Origin of the sequence: Microbulbifer weihaiensis (assembly GCF_048323715.1) — a bacterium.
Lineage (GTDB): Bacteria > Pseudomonadota > Gammaproteobacteria > Pseudomonadales > Cellvibrionaceae > Microbulbifer.
Genome location: NZ_JBLWFL010000006.1, coordinates 282,628 through 298,015, shown reverse-complemented (window position 1 = coordinate 298,015; position 15,388 = coordinate 282,628). Strand labels below are relative to the sequence as shown.

Annotated in this window: 13 protein-coding genes; 5 read left to right on the top strand and 8 right to left on the bottom strand. The window is 59.3% G+C overall.

Annotation, left to right across the window (positions count from 1 at the left end):
• The first annotated feature begins 43 nt into the window (after nt 1–43).
• Nucleotides 44–2,362, top strand: a complete 2,319-nt coding sequence (locus ACNKU7_RS09450) for a heavy metal translocating P-type ATPase (protein ID WP_418296724.1) — start codon at nt 44–46, stop codon at nt 2,360–2,362.
• A gap of 3 nt (nt 2,363–2,365) precedes the next feature.
• Here the strand turns inward: ACNKU7_RS09450 and ACNKU7_RS09445 are convergent, their stop codons facing one another.
• Genes ACNKU7_RS09445 through atpD form a run of 8 tightly spaced genes read right to left on the bottom strand, consistent with a single transcriptional unit; the run spans nt 2,366 to nt 8,586 of the window.
• Nucleotides 2,366–3,220: a F0F1 ATP synthase subunit gamma gene (locus ACNKU7_RS09445; RefSeq protein WP_418296723.1), complete on the bottom strand. Its 855-nt coding sequence runs from the start codon at nt 3,218–3,220 to the stop codon at nt 2,366–2,368.
• Complete coding sequence (locus ACNKU7_RS09440) at nt 3,217–4,704, bottom strand: F0F1 ATP synthase subunit alpha (protein WP_418296722.1); 1,488 nt, start codon at nt 4,702–4,704, stop codon at nt 3,217–3,219. The genes ACNKU7_RS09445 and ACNKU7_RS09440 overlap by 4 nt, the downstream gene beginning before the upstream one ends.
• A gap of 3 nt (nt 4,705–4,707) precedes the next feature.
• Entirely contained in the window at nt 4,708–5,469 is a 762-nt protein-coding gene (locus ACNKU7_RS09435; protein ID WP_418296721.1) for a F0F1 ATP synthase subunit delta, read from the bottom strand.
• Between the two features lie 12 nt (nt 5,470–5,481).
• Nucleotides 5,482–5,757, bottom strand: coding sequence for an ATP synthase F0 subunit C (gene atpE / locus ACNKU7_RS09430; protein WP_418296720.1), 276 nt, complete (start codon nt 5,755–5,757; stop codon nt 5,482–5,484).
• Nucleotides 5,750–6,439 (bottom strand): F0F1 ATP synthase subunit A, encoded by a 690-nt coding sequence (locus tag ACNKU7_RS09425; protein ID WP_418296719.1) that lies wholly within the window; start codon nt 6,437–6,439, stop codon nt 5,750–5,752. Before ACNKU7_RS09425 ends, atpE begins: the two co-directional genes overlap by 8 nt.
• A gap of 18 nt (nt 6,440–6,457) precedes the next feature.
• The gene (locus tag ACNKU7_RS09420; protein WP_418296718.1) at nt 6,458–6,748 is read right to left on the bottom strand and encodes an AtpZ/AtpI family protein; all 291 of its coding nucleotides are present in this window, start codon (nt 6,746–6,748) and stop codon (nt 6,458–6,460) included.
• 20 nt (nt 6,749–6,768) lie between these two features.
• A complete protein-coding gene (locus ACNKU7_RS09415) occupies nt 6,769–7,164 on the bottom strand; it encodes a F0F1 ATP synthase subunit delta/epsilon (RefSeq protein ID WP_418296717.1) in 396 nt (131 codons plus the stop codon).
• Nucleotides 7,165–7,197: 33 nt separating this feature from the next.
• The gene (gene atpD, locus ACNKU7_RS09410) at nt 7,198–8,586 is read right to left on the bottom strand and encodes a F0F1 ATP synthase subunit beta (protein ID WP_418296716.1); all 1,389 of its coding nucleotides are present in this window, start codon (nt 8,584–8,586) and stop codon (nt 7,198–7,200) included.
• Nucleotides 8,587–8,739: 153 nt separating this feature from the next.
• Here atpD and ACNKU7_RS09405 point away from each other — a divergent pair, with 153 nt between their 5' ends.
• The 4 genes from ACNKU7_RS09405 (at nt 8,740) to ACNKU7_RS09390 (ending at nt 15,326) form a co-directional block, all read left to right on the top strand.
• Nucleotides 8,740–9,471, top strand: a complete 732-nt coding sequence (locus ACNKU7_RS09405; RefSeq protein ID WP_418296715.1) for an ABC transporter ATP-binding protein — start codon at nt 8,740–8,742, stop codon at nt 9,469–9,471.
• A 7-nt stretch (nt 9,472–9,478) separates the two neighbouring features.
• Entirely contained in the window at nt 9,479–11,854 is a 2,376-nt protein-coding gene (locus ACNKU7_RS09400; RefSeq protein WP_418296714.1) for an ABC transporter permease, read from the top strand.
• Nucleotide 11,855: 1 nt separating this feature from the next.
• The gene (locus tag ACNKU7_RS09395; protein ID WP_418296713.1) at nt 11,856–13,067 is read left to right on the top strand and encodes an efflux RND transporter periplasmic adaptor subunit; all 1,212 of its coding nucleotides are present in this window, start codon (nt 11,856–11,858) and stop codon (nt 13,065–13,067) included.
• 477 nt (nt 13,068–13,544) lie between these two features.
• Nucleotides 13,545–15,326: an MAC/perforin domain-containing protein gene (locus ACNKU7_RS09390; protein ID WP_418296712.1), complete on the top strand. Its 1,782-nt coding sequence runs from the start codon at nt 13,545–13,547 to the stop codon at nt 15,324–15,326.
• Nucleotides 15,327–15,388: the final 62 nt, after the last annotated feature.

The following is a 15,388-nucleotide window of genomic DNA, read 5'->3' as shown; positions in this document are numbered from 1 at the left end:
CTGAGACTCCACATACACTCAATAAAAGCGGCGAGGATCGGGAGTGGATACGCCAGCCGGACACGATTTAAACTGCCTCGCACGCCATCTGCACAAATGCCTGGTTGTCGTCATTGCGCTGCTTCTCGGGACGGGCGGTGTAGCGCAGCTGCTGAACAGTTCTCCAGCACTGCCGTGGGCGGCTGCGGTGGTGCTGATGCTTGTGGTCGCCAGCGTGGAGAGCCTGCGGGCCCTTGCCCAGCGCAAGGCCGGCGTAGACGTACTGGCACTGTTGACCATGATCGGGGCGCTGGTGCTTGAGCAATACCTCGCCGGCGCCGTCATCGCATTCATGTTCGCCAGCGGTCGCGCTCTGGAAGAGTACTCCAGCGGCCGCGCCCGGCAGGCTCTGTCCGCGCTGCTGGAGCGCAGCCCCAGAGTCGCACACCGCCGCGTGGGCTCAGGTATCGAGGAAATTTCGGCCGAGCAGGTGCAGGTCGGCGATCAACTGATCGTGAAATCCGGCGAGGCGGTACCTGTGGACGGGTTGCTCCTGTCCGCAACCGCCGAACTGGATGAATCTGCGGTAACCGGTGAATCCCTTCCGCGCCGACGCCTGCGCGGGGATCAGCTGATGAGCGGTGTGATCAACGCCGGCGGCCCACTGGATCTGCAGGCACTGAAAACCGCCGGGGAAAGTACCTACGCCGGTATCGTGCGTATGGTGACCGAAGCCCAGGCTGCCAAGGCTCCGTTCACCCGCCTCGCCGATCGCTACGCGCTGTGGTTCATCCCCGCGGCGTTGCTGGTGGCCGGGCTGGCATGGGCGATTTCCGGCGATGTACTGCGTGCACTGGCGGTACTGGTGGTCGCTACCCCCTGCCCGCTGATTCTCGCGGCACCGGTGGCGATCATCGCCACCATATCTCTCGCTGCCAAACGCGGAATCCTGATCAAGAATGGCGCCGCCCTGGAACAGCTCGCCGACGCCAGGATTCTGGTGTTCGACAAGACCGGCACCCTGACCACCGGACGCCAGCAGCTGGTGGGGATCGAGACCCCCGCGGGGTTTCATCCCGACGAAGTATTGCGCCTCGCGGCATCGCTGGACCAGGTTTCCCAGCACAACACCGCCCAATCCCTGGTGGCCGAGGCGCAGCGCCGAGATCTGGCGCTCTCGATCCCCGAACAGGCTCAGGAAACCCCCGGCGAAGGCTTGCGCGGACGCGTGGAAGGCAAAACCGTCGCCGTCGGCAGCCTGGCCCTGGCATTGGATGGCGCCACACCTGACAACTGGGCCGCGAGCCGCTTGCGCTACATGTCCCTGCACGGTCTCTCCGGTGCCTTTGTCGCTGTCGAAGGGAAAATGGCGGGCGTGCTGCTGCTGGCGGATCAGGTGCGCCTGGATACGCCGCGTGCCCTGCGGGAATTGCACCGCGCCGGCGTGGAACGCACCGTCATGCTGAGTGGGGATCGCCAGGACGTGGCCGAAACTGTAGCGCTGGCCCTGGGTTTCGATGCGGTGCTCGCCGAGCGCTCGCCGGCGGACAAGGTAGCCGCGGTCAAAGCCGAATGTAAGGGCGGCACCACTGCCATGGTTGGCGACGGCATCAACGATGCCCCGGCCCTTGCGGCAGCCGACGTGGGTATTGCCATGGGCGCGCGCGGTGCCGGTGCCTCGGCCGAGGCTGCCGACGTGGTATTGCTGGTGGATCGACTCGACCGATTGCCGGAAGGATTGCATATCTCGCGGCGCGGTCGCCGGATCGCATTGCAGAGTGTGCTGGCGGGTATGGGGTTGTCTGCACTCGCGATGCTGGTCGCCGCGCTTGGATACCTGCCACCGGTGATCGGTGCTCTGGTGCAGGAAGGTATCGACGTCGCGGTGATTTTCAATGCACTACGGGCACTGCGGCTACCGGCGCAACACCGGGCGGAAGCGGTCATGCCGGTGGAACTGGCGGATCAGTTGCGGCTGCAACACAGCGAACTGCAACCGGTGCTGGATCGACTGGAACAGGCCTGCAACATACTCAACGGCGGATTGCACCCGTCCACAGTCGATGAAATCAATGCGGTATCCAGGGTGATACGGGAGCAGCTGTTACCCCACGAGCGCGAGGACGAGGAGCAGCTGTACCCGGCACTGGCCGCGATGGTGCGCGGCTTCGATCCGATGGGGGCAATGAGCCATACCCACCGGGAAATTTTTCGCCTCGCGCGCCGCTACGAGCAACTTGCCGACGATCTCGCCGGGGTGCAACCGGACGAGCTTCAACTGCAGGAACTGCGTCGGCTACTGTTCAGCCTTATTGCCATCGTACGGTTGCACTTTGCCCAGGAGGAAGAACTCTACTTTACCCTGAGCGATTCCCAGCCTTGAGCGTTAATCGACATTGAAATCTGACGATGCCCCGCTTTCGGCATTGAGCAGGATTACTTCGATTTCCTCGATGATCTCCTCCTGACGCAGCTGGTTTTCCCTGGTTTTGAGATTGTTCAGGCGCTTGTCCAGATGGCGCACTGCGCCCTCGAGGTGCTGCATACGCAGGTGATTTTCTGCCATCAACGATACGTAGAGTATTTCGTGGAGCGCGGCAAACAGGTACTGGTCGACGAGATCCTGCATCAGCTGCGCGGGCGTAACGTATAGCTGTGGTGCATAAGCAAACTGCGCGGGCTGGTCTCGCAGTTCGGCAAACGGCGGCAGTAGAGGGCGCGCTATCACTTCCTCGTCCGCGCCCCCGTGGTAAATCACAATCAGCGGGGCATCCCCATTCAGCAGCCCCGCCAACCCGTTCGCCAATCGGATCAGCGTATCCTCTACTTCATCCAGCACCGTGGCGCCTTCAAAAGTCGCCTGCAGTTGCGGGTGGGTTTCCAGATGCCCGCTCAGCTTGCGGCCACAGGCCACCACGCGGGCGTGTTCACCGGCGCTTTCAGTGAGGCACCGTTGCAGGGTCTGCAACAGCGGTTCGTTGAAGTCACCGCAGAAGCCACGCTCGGATCCCAGCACCAGGTACAACGGGTTTTCAGCTTGTGCCACCGGCAAGAGTTCGCGGTGAAAGCCGAGCAGATCCCGCGCGGCGCTGTACAGCCCGGCGACGACCTTCTGCTGGATCTCCATTACTTTGCGCAGGCGGCGCACTTCGATAAACGCCAGCGACTGCATGGCGCCGATAATCTGGCGCGCTTCGCCCAGCTGACTCTGGTGATGCCGCAGCTCGTGGCGACGGCTCACCGCGCTTCACCTGGCTCACTGGCCTCAGGTTCACCGATCCAGTCCCGTGCCAGGGCTGCCCACTGATCCCGCCCGTCATCCAGGGCGAGACCGCTGGCAGCCACCTGTATTTCCAAGTGCGCCAACAACTCCGGCAGTGCGCGGGGGTCACGCTCATCCAGCAGACCGTCGTTAAAGGCGACCATCCATGCCAGTTGGAACTCTATCGGCAGCGGTGTCAGGCGATCCTGTTTGAAGATTTCCCGCAGTACCCGACCGCGGCGAATCACTTTTTCCATCCCCGACTCCAGCCTGGCGCCGAAACGGGTAAACATTTCCAGCTCTAGGAACTGCAGGTAATCCAGTTTCATGCGCCCTGCTTCCTTCTTCACCGCCGGATGCTGGGCGCGGCCACCAATACGCGACACCGACTTGCCGATATCGATGGCGGGACGGAAGCCGCCGCTGAAAAGATCCCGATCCAGGTATACCTGGCCATCGGTAATGGAAATCAGGTTGGTGGGAATGTAGGCCGCAATTTCGCCGAGTTTGGTTTCAACGATTGGCAGCGCGGTCATGCTACCGCCACCATTGGCGGCGTTCAGGCAAGTGGCGCGCTCCAGCAAGCGCGCGTGTACGGAGAAGATATCGCCGGGATAGGCTTCGCGCCCCGGTGGCCGCCGCAACAGCAACGACAGCTCGCGGTAGGTCTTGGCATGGGTGGAAAGGTCATCGTACACCACCAGGGTGTGCCAGCCCTGGCGCATCCAGTATTCCGCCACCGTGCAACCCGCGAAGGGCGCGAGATGCAGCATGCCAGGCAATGCGCTCGCCTCCGCCACAATCACGGTGGTGTAATCCAGCGCGCCGGCCTTGCGCAGCAGCTCGATGGTGCCGATGACCGTGGAGCGTTTCTGGCCGATCAGCACGTACACGCAGCGGATATTTTTACCCTGCTGATTCGTGACCGCATCCAGCGCCAGCGCACTGCGTCCCAGTCCCTCGTCGCCGATCAACAGTTGCCGCTGGCCGCAGCCAATCGGAATCATGGTGTCCAGTACCTTGCTGCCGGTGTACAGCGGCTGCTGCACAAAATCCCGCTCGGCGATGGCCGGTGCCCGCGCTTCCAGCGGGCGCCAGGCGGTACATTCCGGCACCGCGCCACCATCCAGCGATCCGCCGAGGGGATCCAGTACACGCCCCAAAAGCTCATCACCCACCGGAATGCCGAGGGGCTGACTGCGGCAGGTAGCACGGGTACCGGCAGTGAGCCCGTCCGTCGCCTGCAACAACACGCCACCCACCAGATTCACATTGAGGTCGAACACCTGTGCGCGGCTACCGTCACTGAATTCAAGCACGTCGTCGATGGCGACCGTCGGCAACCCGGCCACCCACACGATGCCATCGCCGACGGACACCACCCAGCCCTGTTCGGCGATGCGCAATTGAGGCTGGTACCTGTCGAGCCAGTCGCGCCGTTGCTGGATCAGGCTTGCGGTCATGGCTTAGCCCCCAACCGAATCCGGCGCGAGGTGCGCGAAGCCCTGCAGTTCGTCTCGGACATTGACACCCATTACCCAGGCACCCATGGAAACCTGCACCCCAGCGATCAGTTCGGGCTGCTCGGTAAACCGGCAGGCCACCGGTCTCCCGAGGCAAGCGGTCAGCGCCTGTTCAATTTTATTGCGCATCCCGCCATCCAGCGGATATGCGCTCGCCACCTGCAGTTGCGCTTCTTTCGGCGTATCGCGCAACTGCGCACACAGCTGCAGCCGCCGCGCTTCCGGCATTTCCGCGAGGCTTTCGAGAAACACGCTTAGCAGGCGGGCTTCGGTTTCGGGCCCGGCGCCCTGCTCCAGCAATTTCGCGGCAAAACGGCTGCCCTGTTCCATCGCCTGCAATTCCAGCTGCCGCCGCTGCTCCCCCTGCCGGCGGCTATCCACCGCGACTGACCTGGCCCGCTGCTGTTCCAGATCCTCCGCCAGTAACTTTTCCCGTCGCGCCTTCTCACCACGCAACTCCTGCTCCAGCGCTTGCCGGGACTGCTCGCGCTCACTGCGCCACTGGGCCAGTCGGTCTTCGTAGTCATCTTGCAACCGCCTGGCTTGCGCTTCTTTTGCGCTGGCCTCGGCGAGGCGCGCGTCGATGTCCTGCTGGCGACGCGCAATGACCGACTGGATCGGACGGTAAAGAAAGCGTTTTAACACCCACACAAGGACAAAAAAGTTGAGGATTTCCAGCAGGAAAGTTGACCAGCTCAGTTCCACGGTTGCGCCCCGTCAGGATTTGGCATTGAGCAGGTATTCCAGCAGCGGGTTGCGGAACAGGACGATCAACCCGATGACGAGAACGTAAATGGCCAAAGACTCGATCATGGCGAGGCCGATAAACAGCGTGCGCAGGATGGATTTTTCCGCCTCCGGTTGCCGCGAAATGGCCTCCAGTGCGCTGCTGATGGCCCGCCCCATGGCGATCGCCGGCCCCAGCACGCCAATCCCCATGCCGATCATCGCCGCGACGGTCGAAAGAGTCGCAAACCAGGACAGATCATTCATTGCGGGCTTCCTGCCTCAATTGATGGGTTTGCAGCCCACTGGCGATATAGATCAGCGCCAGCATGCCGAAGATATAGGCCTGTACCAGGCCCTCGACCACGTGAAGCATCAGTATAGGAACCGGGGCGAGGAACCCGGCGACCAGCAGGATCAGCAATGCGGCCATTTCCAGGCTCATGATGTTGCCAAACAGGCGAACGGCCAGCGCCAGTGTGCGGGTGACTTCACTCAGGATATGGAACGGCAGCAGTACCGGGGTCGGCACCAGGTAGTGGCGCAGGTAGGCTCTAAGGCCCTGGTCGCGGATCCCGAACCAGTGCACGGACAGGAATACCAGAATGGCCAGCGCTGCCGTTGCCGACAGATCCCGCGTGGGCGAGTGCACCCCGGGAATCAGGCCACACAGGTTGGCCACCACAAGGAAGATCCACAATGTGGCAATAAACGGCAACAATAGCGGCACATGATTGGGCGCTACCGCCCTGATGGCCTCTTCGATGGTGGAGACAATACCCTCCGCCACGGTTTGTGCCCGCCCCGGGCGCTGTTGCAGGCGCCGCGTTACCAGCCAGGCCAACAGCGCGAGCAGTGCCATGATTACCCAGGTAGTCACCACCGTGGTGGTCACCTTCAGCGGCCCGAGTTGCAACAGCACTGGAAATGACATCGTGTCGCTGTGCATGCGCTAATCCCTTATCACCTATTCCCGTATCAACAGATACACATTGACGGCGCCCACCACCACGCCGACAAAAATCAGGCTCAGGGTCCAGCGGGTGGAATAGCCTTCCACCAAGCCATCCAGCCAGCGACCGAGATAGGCGCCGCCCACAACCGGCAATACAAACACCAGTCCGAGGGTGCCGATGTAGATCGTCTGCGCCAACAGCGTTTCCCGCTCGCGCTCGGCTTTTTTCATCCGCTTGGCCTGTCGCTCAACGCGGTCGCTCAGTTGCTGATTGCGCTGGTGCCGGTCGTGATCGTTCGTCATATCGAGGCCTGCCCCCTCTCCTATTCCCTGGTGAGCTCCCACAGCCGGCGCAGCATGGATTCCTCCATGCGCGCCAGGCTTTCCCTGGTTTCTGCAAGGCGCTGTTCCTCGGCCAGCAGTTGCTGCTGCAGCAGCGTGGAGATGCGCGCGTAGTCTTCATCAATCAGGAAACGGCGCGTGAAAATCTGCAGGCGGTTGTCCAGAAAATAGAGCAGCCCACCGGGCAGTGCCAGATACTGCCAGTTTTCGCTGCCGCGGCGAAAGCGCGCGAGACCGAATACCAGCGGCGCAATGGTGCGGGTATGCCCGGCAAGAATGCCGAAGCTGCCGGAAGCGTCCTCGCCCACAAAACTGGTGACGCCATCAAATTGCTGCTGTTCCGTGGCGGATAACAGCTCGAGGGAAAAACTGTTCATCGGCACACCTTCACCCGCTCTCCCTACATTTTTTCACCGCTTAATAGTTCCGCGCATGTAACAGTCCTCCTCCGCCAGCCCGTCATAGTCCCCGCGCAGGAACGCCTCACAGTCATCCAGGGTGTCTTCAAGCGGTACGGAAACCCCGGCAATGCCAGTGTGCGAGGCCGTCACCATAAATGGCTGGGTGAGGTAGCGCTGTATCTTGCGTGCACGCATGACCACGAGGCGGTCGGCAGCGGACAGCTCACCGATACCCAGCATGGCGATGATGTCTTCGAGTTCGTGGTATCGCGCCAGAATCTCACGTACACCTTCCGCCACCGCGTAATGGCGGTCGCCCAGGGTATGGCGATCCATCAGCCGGCTGGCCGACTGCAGTGGCTCCACGGCCGGGTATATGCCCTTGCCCGCCTGGGCACGGGAAAGCACTACCGATGAGTCCAGGTGGCTGAGGATCGCGTCCACCGCGGGGTCGGTCATGTCATCCGCAGGCACGTATACCGCCTGCACCGAGGTCACTGCGCCCTGGGGGGTGGAGAGTATGCGCTCCTGCATTTCGGCCACTTCGCTGATCAGGGTTGGCTGGTAGCCAACGGTGGCGGGCATGCGCCCGAGCAGGCTGGAGATTTCACTGCCCGCCTGCACAAAGCGGAAAATATTGTCCATCACGAACAGCACTTCCTTGTGCAGCGAGTCCCGCAGGTACTCTGCATAAGACAGTGCGGAAAGCCCCACGCGAAAACGCACCCCCGGCGATTCGTCCATCTGCCCGAAGCACATCAGCGTCTGTTCCATCACCCCGGCTTCGCGCATTTCGTGGCACAGCTCGTGGCCTTCGCGAATGCGCTCGCCCACACCGGCAAACACCGACACCCCACTGTGCAGCGACGCCACCGCATGCATGAACTCCATCACCAGCACCGTCTTGCCCACGCCGGCACCACCAAACAGCCCGGTTTTACCACCACGCACAAACGGGCACAGCAAGTCGATGACCTTGATGCCGGTCTGCAAAATGTCCCCGGTGCCCACGGCATCCCACAGTGCCGCCGGTGGCGTATGAATATTGCGAAACGCCTGCGCCTCGAGTGGCGCCCCACCGTCCAGTGGCTCGCCGAATATGTTCAGCAGGCGGCCGAGACAGTCCGGCGTCACCGGCACGTGCAGCGGCGCGCCGGTATCGAAAACCGGCAGGCCGCGGCGCAGTCCGGCAGTACGGTGCAGCGTAATCGCGCGGGCGTGGTGCTGATCCAGGTGCTGGTGGACTTCAAACAGGTAATTTTCGTGGTCGATGGCCGCGCGCAGTGCCTGGCGCAGCGGCGGCAAATGTTCACAGCGAATCACCACTACCGGTCCGTGCACCTCGGCAATGGTGCCTATGGGCGGCAAGGTTTCGGTTCCGCCATCCGGGTTCAGCATGGTTTTTATTTCATGTCATTAGTTTCCTTCTAGAATAGAAGCAGCCAGCGGCACTGCAGCGGCCTGTGCGGAATTGATGCGTCGTATGCCGCCAGCGGTGCCGAAACCCGCCCCTCGATGGGAATTGGACAGCCAAAGGATCTGGTGTCCGCCATGCATAACGACGAACAACCGACCTCCAGCCAGCCGGCCATTCGCGCCGAGGGGCTTACCAAAACCTACGGCAGCGGCGAATCCACGGTGCACGCGCTGCGCGGGGTGGACCTGGCCGTGCCACGCGGAGAAATGGTGGTATTGCTCGGGCCCTCCGGCAGTGGCAAATCCACCCTGCTCAACATTCTCGGCGGGCTGGATTCTCCTACCGAGGGACGGGTGTTTTTTGACAGCGATGAACTCACAGCATTTGACGACCGCCACCTGACCCAGTTTCGCCGCGAGTACGTCGGCTTCGTATTCCAGTTTTACAACCTGATCCCCAGCCTCACCGCGCGGGAAAATGTTGCGCTGGTGACGGAAATCGCGCGCGACCCGATGTCGCCGGAACAGGCGCTCGAACTGGTGGGGCTTGGCAAGCGTATGGATCACTTTCCCGCCCAGCTGTCCGGCGGCGAGCAACAGCGGGTGGCCATTGCGCGCGCCATTGCCAAGCAACCACGGGTGTTGCTGTGCGACGAGCCCACCGGGGCACTGGACAGTAAAACCGGCATCGTAGTACTCGAGGCCATCGCCCGGGTCAATCGCGAACTCGGTACCACCACCATGGTGATTACCCACAACGCTGCCATCGCCAATATGGCAGACCGGATCCTGGTCATGGGAGACGGACGCATACAGAGCATCGAACAGAACGCACACCCCTGCGCGCCAGCGGAACTGAGCTGGTAGCAAGCACGTGATTGAATTCCTCGCCCCCCTCGACCGCAAACTCCTGCGCGACCTCTGGGCCATCAAGGGCCAGGCACTGGCTATTGCAGTGGTGATCGGCTGTGGCGTGGGTATGTACCTGATGTCCAAGGGCATGCTCGCTTCACTCGCGGATACCCGCGCCGCTTACTATGAGCGCTATCGTTTTGCGGACATCTGGGCGCCAGTAAAGCGCGCCCCGAGTGCACTGCTGGAACAGATTGCCGAATTGCCCGGCGTGCGCCGCGCGGAAACCCGCATCCGTGCCGGTGTCATCCTCGATGTCGAAGGGTCTGCTGCGCCCATTACCGGCGAAATACAGTCTCTGCCGGCCATTCGTGGTCCCCACATCAACGACTTTGTATTGCGCCACGGGCGCTACCCGGATGCCGAGCGCGAAGAGGAAGTGCTGGCACTGGAGGCCTTCGCCGAAGCCCACCAGCTCGAACCCGGCGATCACCTGTACGCAATCCTCAATGGCACCAAGAAAAAACTCACCATTACCGGCCTGGTGTTGTCACCGGAGTACGTATACGCGATTTCACCGGGTGAAATTGTTCCGGACAAAAAGCGCTTCGGCGTGCTGTGGATGAATCTGGAAGCACTGGCCAATGCCTTCGACCTGGACGGTGCGTTCAACGAAGCGGTATTGCTCGCCTCACCGGGCGAAAATACTGACGCACTGCTGGAACAACTGGATCTCTTGCTCAAGCGCTATGGCGCCACCGGCGCCTACGGGCGCGATCAGCAGATCTCGGATCAGTTCCTCACCAACGAAATCCAGCAGCTGGAAACCATGGGCCGGCTATTGCCACCCATTTTCCTGCTGGTGGCGGCATTCCTGCTCAATGTAGTGATCGGCCGGCTGGTGGATACGGAGCGCGAACAGATCGGCCTGCTGAAGGCGTTCGGCTACAGCAATGGTGCAGTGGCGCGGCACTACCTGAAAATGATAGGACTGGTGACATTGCTGGGAGTCGTTATTGGCATAGCCCTGGGACTGTGGCTCGGCCACGGGCTGGCGCGCATGTACATGGATTACTTCAAGTTCCCGTTTCTGCTATTTCGCGCGCCGCTGGACGTCTATCTTGTGGGAATAGGCTTCAGCCTGCTGGTCGCTGCAGCAGGCACTTTTGGCGCCGTGCGCAGGGTCGTGCGCCTGGATCCGGCGGTGGCAATGGTGCCGCCACCGCCGCCGGACTACAGCCGCTCCGCACGCTGGCTGGATCGCATGACAAGGCTGATCGATCAGCCATCGCGCATGATCTTGCGGCATCTCTACCGATGGCCGCGGCGCGCAGCGATGACCACCATCGGCATTGCCATGTCCATGGGGCTGCTGATCGGTTCGAGTTTTTCCCTCGACGCGATGTTGTACATGGTCGATATCAGTTTCAACGTGATCGACCGCCAGGATGTGACCGTCAATTTCGTCGAGCCGCGCAATGTGCGTGCGGTCCAGGATGTCCTGCATGCGCCGGGGGCCATGCACGCAGAGCCCTTTCGCGCCATACCGGTAGTTCTGCGCAACGGCCCCAACAGCCGCCGCGAGGCGATTATCGGTCTGCAACCACAGGCGGAGTTGAGCCGCGTGGTCGATACGAACCTGCGACCGGTACCACTGCCCGGCTATGGCATCGTACTGTCGGACAAGCTGGCGGAATTACTGGATATTCGCAGCGGCGAATTCCTGCGACTGGAAATCCGCACCGGGCGACGCCCGGAACTGGATGTAGAGGTCAGCGGCATTGTAAAAACTTACATGGGCACAGCGGCCTACATGGATCTGGAAGTGATGAACCGGATATTGAAGGACGATATCGCCATTTCCGGCACCTACCTGCTGGTGGATCCGGATCGGACGGACGAATTTTACCAGGCACTGAAAAACACCCCGATAGTCGCCGGCGTCAGCCTGCAGGAGCAGGCCCAGGACGCCTTTTATGAAACGCTTCAGGAGAGCCTCGGTACCTTTGTCTTTTTCAATACCCTGTTCGCCAGCCTGATCGCACTGGGGGTGGTGTACAACAGCGCGCGTATTTCCCTGTCGGAGCGCGGCCGCGAGCTGGCGAGCCTGCGCGTACTGGGCCTTACCCGCGGCGAGGTATCGTACATCCTGCTCGGCGAACTGGCATTGCTGACGCTGCTTGCGCTGCCACTGGGCGCCTCTCTCGGCTATCTGCTGGCGTGGACACTGGTGCAGTCATTCAATACCGAATTGTTCCGGATTCCATTGATCATCAGCCCCTCCACTTACGGCTATGCGGCACTGGTGGTGCTGCTGTCTGCCGCGGCCTCCGGTGTGCTGGTGCACCGGCGTATCCAGCAGCTGGATCTGGTCGCCGTACTCAAGACGCGGGAGTGATATGGGGCGAAAACTGTTCAAACGCATCGTCGGGCTCCTGGTAGTCGCAGGGCTTGCGGCCTTCATGATCTATGCCTTCCTGCCGAAGCCGGTGCCTGTGGATATGACACAGGTGAGCCGAGGCCCTATGCAGCTGGCGGTCAGCGATGAAGGCTATACGCGGGTGCACGATGTGTTTGTGGTCTCGGCTCCGGTCACCGGTTACCTGTTGCGCATCCAGAGTGAAGTGGGTGACTCGGTGGAAGCCGGTTCCACCACCCTCGCCGAGCTACTGCCGACCCATCCCCAGTTTCTCGATGAACGCAGCCGCAGCCAGGCCGAGGCCGCAATCCGCAGCGCCCAGGCCGCACTCAAGTTGTCCGAGGCGGAAAGACGCGATGCGGAGGCCAAACTGGCGTTTGCCGAGGCGGATGCCAAACGCGCGCGGAAACTGGCCGTAAAAGGCTATATCTCCAAAGTGGAACTGGAGCGCACCGAACTCGCGCTCGACAGCGCCAAGGCCGCGCTGGATACCGCCCGTGCCGCGGAACGTGTCAGCGAGAGCGAACTGGACAATGCCCGCGCAGCCCTGATTGCCCCCCATCGCGGAGCACCAACAATCGACGATAGCAACCTGGTTAAAGTCACTGCTCCGGTTGGCGGGCGTGTGCTGCAGCTGTTACAGGAAAGCGAACGGGTAGTACCGGTTGGCACACCGCTGCTGGAAATTGGCAATCCGGGACAACTGGAAATCGTCATCGACCTGCTTTCCCGCGATGCAGTAAAAGTGGAGTCCGGTGCGACGGTCGCAATCACCGCCTGGGGTGGTGACAAAACACTGCACGGGCGCGTGCGGCTGGTGGAGCCCTTTGGTTTTACCAAGATTTCCGCGCTGGGAATCGAGGAACAGCGGGTCAACGTGATCGTTGACTTCACCGATCCGAGGGAAGAATGGTCGCGCCTCGGCCACGGTTATCGCGTGGATGCCGCCATCGAAATCTGGCGCGCAGACGATGTGGTGCAGGTGCCTACCGGTGCCCTGTTCCGACACCAGAAGGCGTGGGCGGTGTTCAAAGTGGTGGGTGATCGCGCCGTGCGCACGGAGGTCGAGGTCGGTCATAACAACGGGCGCACCGCGGAAATTCTTTCCGGCATTACGCCAGGAGAATCCATTGTGCTGCATCCCAGCGAGCGGATTACCGACGGCGTCAAGATTACCCGGCGAGCACTTTGATTGCGAAAAATCCGCTGTCTGGATCATTCATGGCTTCCTGAATATCCGCGATACTGCCGAGAATCATGCCGATTCCCGTATCTCGGGCAAGAAATCTGGGCCAGAAACCTGGCCAGCATCCAGCACCCCTTTCATTAGCCGTCAACGCTCTCACTTTCTGAGCCGGAGCCCTATATCAACTCATTCCGCCTGCTGATCCCAGCAGGCAACATCACGGGTATTGAAGAAATTACCCATGCGATATTTAACGCATTCATATTCACCGGAGAAAAATGGTACCAACATGCCAATTGGGATCACACCGAAAAATATGGCACAGAAATTTTGGGTGAAAATGTGAAAAATTGACCGTATTTGCAGTGTGCGCATTCAGCAATGTGCTTTTGACGCACAAAAAAAATGAGGCGCTGCTAGATTGAAATTTGCCTAACCACCAGACAGGCAAAAACCAACCTATTATGTGCAGGAGCTTCGTCAATGCCCGATACAGATAATGAATATACTTTAAGACAGTTTGTTGGCAGCATTTCGGGAAAATTCAAAAATATAAGCTACCTAGGTCGACTTTTTGATATAACAAAAATAAATCCGTTAGACCTGGAAGAGTCCTCCCTATTACTTACCGCTCTTGAATTCCTTCCCGATGATTTCAAACCAGTCGCCGACGGCAGTCGACTTCTGCCTGAAGGTGTTGGATATCGACCTGAAACGGGAGGAGATCAGATCAGCGAATCGCAAATGATCTTTGAATCCTCAACTTTGGAGAAAAAATTTTCACAACACGTGAAAGTGAATGCGGGGCTAGAAGGCGTAATAAAAGCAAGCGCTTCTCGCATGTTCAATACGTTTGCACGCACAAACCGTGGGCGCCGCTCCATGTTCACCTGGATGTCCGCTGAAGTCGAAGCGCCAGCAATTCGACTCCTTGATAAAGACGACGGCTACTCCGCTCCGCTGAAGATTTCTCAAGAATTAAAAAACGCAGTACAAAACCTGATCAACGCTAATGCAGCCGAATACGATATTTTCATTCAAAGGTTCGGCACACACTTCGCCAACGAGGTAACCTTTGGGGGTATAGCGTACCAAACCATACGTATCGACGCCGACACCTACGAGAGCCTTGTCCAGTCGGGCGTAGAGATTGGAACCGAAGCAGAGGCGACATTCAAAAAATTTTCCGCAGGTGCTTCGAATACAGAAAAAAACGAGCTTTCGGAGGAGTTTCAGAGAAAAACAGAAACCAAGCAAGAGCAATTGAGATTTAGAGGCGGCACGCCGAATTCCGATATCAATGCATGGATGGCATCAGTACCACTAAACCCAGCTCCCATAAAAGTATCATTGCGTCAACTTGACGAACTAATGACAGAGCAAAATTTTCCCGACATAACAGATATCGATACTATTAGGGGCCTGCTCAGACAGGCAATTGACAAATACATAAAGTCATCAAATATTGGAGATCCCAACAATATTTTCTCAATCACTCAAGACAATATGCTGCAGGTGTCATCTTACGAAGGGGAGAATGGTATCGGCACATGGGTGGCGAGAAGACACCCTCTTCTCCAGCTTAAAGAGGAGGTTAGTTTTGCTTTTTCTTCCGGAAAAGACCTGCTTTTCACAATTGACAAAACCAACCAGTTAAAATGTTATGAATTCACCGGTGTTGGAGAAAGCATGGAGATAAAGGAGCCAGCAGGGAAAGTCATTTGCCATAATTTTCTCCCAAAAATTGAAAAAACACATTCTATTATTGTCACTGATGACGGCATGATTTTTGTCTTCCAGCAAGGAACCAACAACAGATTTGATGTGTTTTGGTATCAATACCTCAATGGTATATCGGTGCCTGGATGGCAGACTGGATCCGGCAGTGACGTGTACTATGTTGCGTCATTCCAAGCATTCTGCACTGGAGACCACAAGCTCTACTTCTACATGCCCGCGGCTTCAGAAACGGGATTCGTGGCTAGAAACCAATACCTTGGGTCATCCGGTGAACGCGATTGGGTTATTGATGGTGACCCCCAAAAAGTGAGTCAATTGCCTTGGGACGGCGTCATTTCCGGCTACCCCGCTGCCATTGTCGGCAGGCAGAATGGTGTATTTTTTCCGGTTGACGACAGTGGAAACGTTTATTGGTGCAAGGATAATGGCATGGGTGTCGAGTCGAGCGGCTATATCGCGGCACCCGGCTCACGCACCAGGATAAACGATGAGTTTGACTTGAAAGGCAGTAAATTTATTTTTTAAACCTCAAAACGCCGGAAAGTCAGGCCGTTTTTGCGGCCTGACTTTATAGGTAGCTTGTAGAT